The sequence below is a fragment of the Coleofasciculus sp. genome (genome assembly GCF_046539235.1).
Classification (GTDB): domain Bacteria; phylum Cyanobacteriota; class Cyanobacteriia; order Cyanobacteriales; family Coleofasciculaceae; genus Coleofasciculus.
The window spans coordinates 1-8,047 of record NZ_JBKHHI010000311.1 but is presented as its reverse complement, the minus strand read 5'-3'; the positions used below and the strand labels follow the sequence as shown (position 1 = coordinate 8,047).

Below are 8,047 nucleotides of genomic sequence, written 5' to 3'. Positions count from 1 at the left end.
TTGACCGAACCGAATTCTGTACGGTTTTTCCCCCTTGTCTTCTTTCCTTCCTTGTCCCCAAGTCTAGTCTCCACCCTTAAATAAAAAACCTACACCTGTCAGGGCTGGGGGTGAGGGCTGGAAATGCCTGTCGTTGAGGGATGTTGATTAAATTTTATCAAAGTTTGCCCCTCTAATATGATTCCCCTGTAGGGGCGACCCGCTTGCATAAATTGACAATTGTGTCCACTCAATTTACTCGGGTCGCCCTTTGTTTTCAGGGGAAGTCTAAACATCTGAGTCGGGGCTGGTTTAGTCACATCTGGGTGCAACCAAAAAGATAGTTGTGAAACCCGCCCTTACACATTTAACACGAATGTCGCTGATTTAAGCTGGTTTCGTAGTAGGCACGAAGCGTGCCAGAAGCGCTAAAGCGCTGACTACAAACTCGAAAGTTAGTGCAATTTTACTTAACACTAACGTTGTTTAGATTTGATTGTGTAAACAAAATTTATGTTTGAGATTATATCATATCTAGCTTTTTTTATTCTCTAATTTTGCCGATTTATTCTGAGCAAACTTCCTAACTTTCTTATCAGGATCATTTTCGACTCTGTCGCGCAGCAAGGGTAGAGTCTGGGGATGATCAGGATATTGTTTGAGGTCATCTTTCCAGCTTTTTGCTAATTCTTGCACCGCTGCGCCCGATTCAATGATAAAATCTCTGCCACAATTTTAGCTGTGTCAGTCTAGTAGTGGCGTGGCACAGCTTATTTGATCAATTAGAATCACGCCCGGAAAACCGATTAAATCAGGGGCTAAGGTTCCCCTACTACGAACATGCTTCCGTCGATACTATTTCTCGTAATACATTATCCCTAAATGTATGACAAGTGTATGTCATTTTTGTATGACAATTCGCTGAATCGTCGCTGAATAAGTCAGGGGTTTATATAGAGCTTTGTTGGCTTAAAGATGAAGATTTAATTCTGAAAATAGAAAATTAATCAACTTGAATACTGATTTTTATTTCTTGTTCATATTTTATAAACAATTGATAAATATGTTGGCGAAAATCAATCCAGTGCAATAGCATAGGAATGATGTGGAAAACAGTCTGATAGGAAAAAAAACTGGGTGTCTCTAGTAGTCTGAGTTAAACGCTCCTATAGAATGTATATCAATCAAAGCCAATACCTCGTCAGGATATTTGGCTTAAATCTTGGTCAAACCCAGCATTTGTGAACAGGCTGACTTTCCATTCTCAATTCAGCCAAAAACGATGATCAGCTCTCGTCCTACAGATTAGCTAAACCAGGGTTATCTATGATTATGAGCAAACTTGGATTCAACTGAACTAAACAGCAAGTATCCTGCGATGACCTACATCTTGACAGACTTACGATTTTGCAGCATACGCTTGGCTTATCCTTGAGGAAAAATGCCCTAAGTAAATTTATCGGTAAAGACGTAACCAATTCCATCACTGTGCTAAGACTATTCGGGTAAAAACCCATCCCCCCTAATCTGGTAAAACATAGGACTAGGGGGGTTATCCAAGGCAATGAATGGACTGTATTTTTTCGCCTCCCATTTCCTCCAAGGGCGATGGGTTTGTTCAACGGAATCTAGAGTGGTAGGTAACCAGCCATGTTGGCAAAATTCTTCAAAAACTTATCCAACCAGAAAAAACTTCAGAATCAAATCTTATTGCTGCTGTTTTTAAGCAGTCTTATTCCCGTCTCAATCGTCGGACTTTATGGGATATTTTCGTCCTCGACTGCCTTATCCGAAGTCTCGGAAACTAAACTTGAGGGCAGGGTTGCTGATGATGCCGAAAATATTGATGCTGTCTTAGAGGGGATTAATGAGGATGTCTTGTTCCTGAGCAAGCTTCCTGCTATTCAAGGGATTATTCGCTCAGAAACGGCTTCCGAAACCAATCAATCTGCTGATGTTTGGGTAGACCAAGCCCAGACCATTTTTGAGAGTCTAATGCAGGCAAAGTCTCAATATATGCAGCTTCGATTTATTGACGAAAATGGTCAGGAAATAGTACGGGTTGATTCCGATGGAACGACGACGACAATTATCCCGGAATCGGAGTTACAAAATAAAGGCGATCGCGGCTATTTTATTGAAGCGATTAAACTGGAACCAGGAGAGGTTTATGTCTCCCCGGTAAACCTAAACCAAGAACGCGGTGAAATCGAAACCCCGTTTAAACCTGTAATTCGCTACGCCACACCTGTTGCTGATGCAGCCGGGGAAAAACAGGGAATTGTGATTGCCAATGTTTTTGCCAACACGTTTCTCAGATTTATCGAAGATGCCAATTTAAGCGAGGGCGAAACAGCCTTACTGATTAATGCAGATGGCTACTATCTCTCCCATCCCAACGATGAGAAAGAATGGGGATTTGACCTGAACACAGATGAAACCTTGGCGCAGGATTATTCTGACCAAATCGTTGAGCAAATTCTCCAAGGTGAACAAGGATTAATTGGTACAGGAAGTAATGAATTAATTAGCTATGCCAAAGTTGATCCAGCGCCGAATCAACCTGGCTTTTTAGTGGCTATCCGTACTGTTCCCAAAAGCACTATTTTTGCGTCTGTGACGGCGTTTAAAGTAGTGGCGACGCTGATTATTTTAATCTCTCTCGCCGCTGTGTTACCTGTGGGCGTTTTCCGGACACGCCAATTGGCAGATTTGATTAAACAAATCGTAACTCGCATCTCTACCGCTAGCCAAGAAATTTTCTCAACCTTAGAAGAACAAGAACGGGTGGCGAGTCAGCAGGCGGCTTCGGTGAATGAAACGACTACCACCATGGATGAGTTAGAAGCCTCCTCCCGACAATCTGCTGAACAAGCCAAGGCTGCTGTAGCCGCCGCCCAGAAAGCGTTGGAACTGACTCAGGGAGGGACACAAGCTGTCGGTGAAACCCTGGAAGGGATGTACACCCTGGAAAACAAAGTTGGCGCGATCGCACAACAGATTGTTCGTCTTTCTGAACAGGCAAATCAAATTGGTAGTATTTCCCAGTTGGTGTCTGAATTAGCCAACAAAACCAACATGTTAGCACTCAATTCCTCCGTAGAAGCAGTGCGGGCGGGAGAACATGGGAAAGGCTTCTCAGTAGTTGCCAATGAAATTCGCAAATTAGCCGATCAAAGTCAACAATCTGCCGACAAAATTGGCACACTGGTTTCCGAAATTCAAAGCGCGATTAACTCAACGGTAATGGTGACAGATGAAGGAACAAAAACCGTAGCATCTGGTGTGCAAATTGCCCAAAAAACTAATCAAGCCTTCACCGGTGTAGCCGATGCGGTGGACAAAGTGGTGCTAAATAACCAACAAATTTCCCTGAACTTGAAACAGCAAGTTGATGCAATTCAACAAGTCGTCGAGGCGATGGAAACGATTAATAAGGGCGCAAAAGAAACCGCCACGGGGATTAATCAAACCAAGATCGGGACTCAGCAACTGAACGAAACCTCTCTGGAATTGCAAGAGATGGTTTAACTGTGCCGGGGTGATGTAGAGACGCGCCATGGCGCGTCTAGGTGCAGGGGGAGATGGGGGAGATTGTGTAGGGGCGGGTTTCACTACTATCTTTTTGGTTACACCCAGATGTAACTAAACCCGCCCCGACTTTACATAAGACGAATGACAAAGGACATAAGACGAATGACGAATCATGATCATAGAAGACGAAGAACTGCGAAATCTGTATAAAGCGGCGGGTGAAGAACGGCTAAAGAAACTCACTGTCGGTTTGCAGCATCTACAAAAAAATCCCGACAATGAAACAACCTTAGAACAGTTGCTGCGAGATGTTCACAGCTTAAAAGGAGACTCCAAAAGTTTAGGTGTTAAGGCGGTAGAAACCCTTGCCGATCGCATGGAATGGACTCTGGGACGGATTAAACGCCAAAAGCTGGTTTTTTCGCCGTCAGTGAGTCAATGTCTTGATCATGGATTAGATGCAATTCGTCTTTTAATTGCTGAAGCTATAACAGGTAAACCAAGCGGCGTCAATTTAGCTGAAATACTGGATCAATTTCAACAACTCGCTAGTGAACCAGCAGAGAACGCCGCAGGTAGAGACATTCCACCAGAACCTCTAGAGAGAGAGGATATGAGCGCTGAATCATCTGAATTAGCCGAAAGCTATATCGACGATGATGAACTCCGAGACGTTTATCAACTGGCTAGTCGTGAACGATTACAAAGCCTAGAAGCTGGGTTGCGTCATTTGACAGAAAATCCAGACGATGCAGCTATCTGGGAACAGTTGCGCCGGGAAGCCCATAGTATTAAGGGCGATTCTCGTAGCGTTGGCGTGGAAACCGTGGAAATTTTGGCTCATCCCCTAGAAGAAATTATCGAAAGCCTCAAATCCCAACCCACAACGTTTACCCCAAATGTTAGCCAAACCTTACATCAAGGATTAGAGGCAATTAGCAAATTAGTCCAGGAAGCCGTAACCGGTCAACCCAGTGCGGTGGATACCACTGAGGTACTAGAACAATTTATGCTAGTGCTGGAAAATTGCCAACAATCGGCTGTAGTGTCTCCAATTCAAGCGGAACCAGGGCTTGTCGGGGCGAGTTTCAATAAGCTTGAGCCGACAACCGATAACGGAACCAAACCCACCCCACCCCAACTCGCTGAAAGCTATATCGATGATGATGAATTACGACAGGTGTATCAACTTACCAGTGGTGAACGATTGCACAGCCTGGAAACGGGGTTAAATGATTTAGCCCAAAACCCAGACAACGAAGCTATCTGGGAGGAGTTACGCCGGGAAGTTCATAGTCTTAAAGGCGATTCTCGCAGCGTTGGCGTGGAAACCGTGGAAATTTTGGCTCATCCCCTAGAAGAAATTATCGAAAGCCTCAAATCCCAACCCACATCGTTTACCCCAGATGTTAACCAAACCTTACATCAAGGATTAGAGGCAATTAGCAAATTAGTCCAAGAAGCGATAACCGGTCAACCCAGTGCGGTGGATACCACGCAAGTGCTCGAACAATTTATGCTGGTGCTGGAAAATTGCCAACAATCGGCTGTAGCGTCTCCAATTCAAGCGGAACCAGGGCTTGTAGGGGCGGGTTTTACCAATACCCTTGAGCCGACAACCGATAACGGAACCAAACCCACCCCGCCTCAACTCGTCGAAAGCTATATTGATGATGATGAACTGCGACAGGTGTATCAACTCGCCAGTGACGAACGGTTGCAGATTTTAGAAGCCGGGTTACTGCATTTAGAAAAATATCCCGATGACCAAGCTACTTTAGATCAATTACTGCGGGAAGCCCATAGTCTCAAAGGCGATTCCCGTAGCGTTGGTGTCGAATCGGTGGAAATCCTCACCCATCATATCGAAGACGTCTTTGATCGCATCAAACATCAACAACTCGGTTTTACGGTCAAAGCCAGTGAAAGCCTCTATGATGCATTAGAAGCCATCCGTCGCTTAGTCGATGAAGCGGTAACGGGTCAACTCCAGGGTGTGGATACAGTGCAAGTGCTGAACCAATTAATCGACGCCATTGAAACCTCAGCCCAATCTCCCTCAGTGATACCTGTCTCCAAATCGGCGACACCCTTATCATCCAATCCCGTCTCTCGTCCGGATTCTGTCACAATTGTAGGGTTACCCGATGTCCCATCCGCCCCCTCGGAACGTTCCCTCAGTGCTACGTTTATTGACGATGAGGAAATGCGGGATGTTTATAAACTCGCCAGCCAAGAACGCTTACAGAAGCTAGAAGCGGGATTACTGCAATTAGAAAAGCAGCCGGATGACCCAACCACATTAGACGAATTACTGCGAGAAGCCCATAGTTTAAAAGGAGACTCTAGAAGCGCGGGCGTTGAACCCGTGGAAACGTTAATCCACCACGTTGAAGAGATTTTAGGCGGGATTAAACTCCAGCCAACTATTTTAACCCCAGATATTAGCGATCGCTTGTATCGAGGATTGGATGCGATCGGTAAACTCGTACAGGAAGCGGTGACGGGTCAATATCAGGGTGTGAATATTACGGCGATTCTCAATCAATTACTGGAAGTTTCTCCCCCTAGCTTACCTGATGCGGTACCGACTCCCGCCCAACCACCAGTACCCAAAACCCCAGCCCTGAGTGACACCTACCGGATTGATACGATTCGGGTTCCCACTCGTGATTTAGATGCGTTAATGGCGCAAGCGGAGGAATTAAATGTAACTAAACTTCGTGTCGCATACACGGCGTCAGAAATTGAGGAACTGGTGACACTTTGGCAAGAATGGAAAGCCTTTTCTCGTCAATCCGGTGAGGCGACAGCCACGGAAGTTAACCCATTCCAAGAACGCTTAGATGAAAAGATTACCGCTTTACGCACCGCCACCCAGGAAAATACCTCCAAACTGGATTTAATTGCAGAAGATTTACGGGAGAGAATTCAAACCCTACGCCAGTTACCTCTGTCTACTATCTTCCAGTTGTTTCCGCGTATGGTGCGGGATTTAGCCCGCAAACAGTCGAAACAGGTGGAGTTAATTATTGAAGGGGGAGATACGACGGCGGATAAAAATATTCTGGAAGATATTAAAGATTCCTTAACCCATCTGATTCGTAACGCGATCGATCATGGGATTGAGACACCCGAAGAACGACAGAAATTGGGTAAACCCCCCGTGGCAAAAATTTGGCTGCGGGGTAATTTAATTGGGAATACAATTATCATTGAAGTCGCTGATGATGGGCGAGGACTGGATATCGACCAAATTAAGCAGACCGCAATTAAACGGAAGCTTTACCAACCCGATGAACTAGAGAGGATGAATCCTAGCCAAATTTATGACCTAATTTTTGCCCCAGGATTCTCCACACGCAGCTTTATTACTGAAATTTCCGGTCGAGGGATTGGCTTAGATGTAGTCCGAACAAACATTGAACGACTCAAAGGCGCGATCGCGATTGAATCAACTCCCAATCAAGGAAGTAAATTCCGCATCCAACTTCGCACCACCTTAGCCACCGTTAATGCCTTATTTGTCGAGGTTCAGGGAATTGTTCAAGCCCTCCCAATTGAATTCGTCCAAACCAGTTTACTCCTTTCCCCAGATGAAATAGAAACCGTTGATGGGCGGGAGACATTGAATTGGCAAGGTCAAAGGGTTCCCGTCGCCAATCTTGCCAATGTCTTGGAACTCTCCAACTCCCCCGCCTACGCCCTGATCGCCAAAAAAGAAACACCGCTATCTGAGTTGCGATCGTGTATTTTGCTCAAGGTTGGTGATGAAGTTTCGGGATTTTTAGTCGATCGACTTTTGGATACTCAAGAAATTCCCCTCAAACCTCAAAGTATGTTGTTAAAGCGGGTCAAAAATATTTTGGGTGCAACGATTCTCCCCACCGGAGATGTTTGTATGATTCTCAATCCGGCTGATTTAGTTAAGTCCGGACAAAAACAAACTACCGCAACGGTTTCTGTTAAAGCCAATCCGGTTCTACAAACGAAACCTACGATTCTCTTAGTCGAAGATTCTCTCCCAGTGCGGACGCAAGAACGACGACTTTTAGAAGGGGCGGGGTATGAAGTGGTAATTGCGGTTGATGGATTAGATGGCTATACCAAACTTAAAAGCCGTCATTTTGATGCCGTAGTTTCTGATGTGGAAATGCCTCATTTAGACGGGTTATCTTTAACAGCAACGATTCGCCAGCATTCCGAATATCAAGACTTACCAATTATTTTGGTCACCACCTTGGATTCAGAAGCCGATCAACAACGGGGTGCAGAAGCTGGGGCGGACGCTTACATTATCAAAGGTAAGTTTAACCAAACATTTCTTTTAGAAACCATCAGCCGATTGGTCTAATTGAATGAAGGTTTCTTCGTTCGTTCGTAGTCGGCACTTTAGTGCCATCAGCGCTAAAGCGCTTACTACAAACCCTCAAACCGTTTCGTTCGTTCGTAGTCGGCACTTTAGTGCCATCAGCGCTGAAGCGCTTACTACAAACCCTCAAACCGTTTCGTTCGTTCGTAGTCGGCACTTTAG

The 8,047-nt window shown here is 45.2% G+C and carries 2 protein-coding genes; both read left to right on the top strand.

The annotated features are described in order from the left end of the window. Nucleotides 1-1,629 precede the first annotated feature (1,629 nt). The gene (locus ACLFWI_RS22250) at nt 1,630-3,510 is read left to right on the top strand and encodes a methyl-accepting chemotaxis protein (RefSeq protein ID WP_446414734.1); all 1,881 of its coding nucleotides are present in this window, start codon (nt 1,630-1,632) and stop codon (nt 3,508-3,510) included. 175 nt (nt 3,511-3,685) lie between these two features. Further along, nucleotides 3,686-7,867, top strand: a complete 4,182-nt coding sequence (locus tag ACLFWI_RS22245; RefSeq protein WP_446414733.1) for an Hpt domain-containing protein — start codon at nt 3,686-3,688, stop codon at nt 7,865-7,867. Nucleotides 7,868-8,047 lie beyond the last annotated feature (180 nt).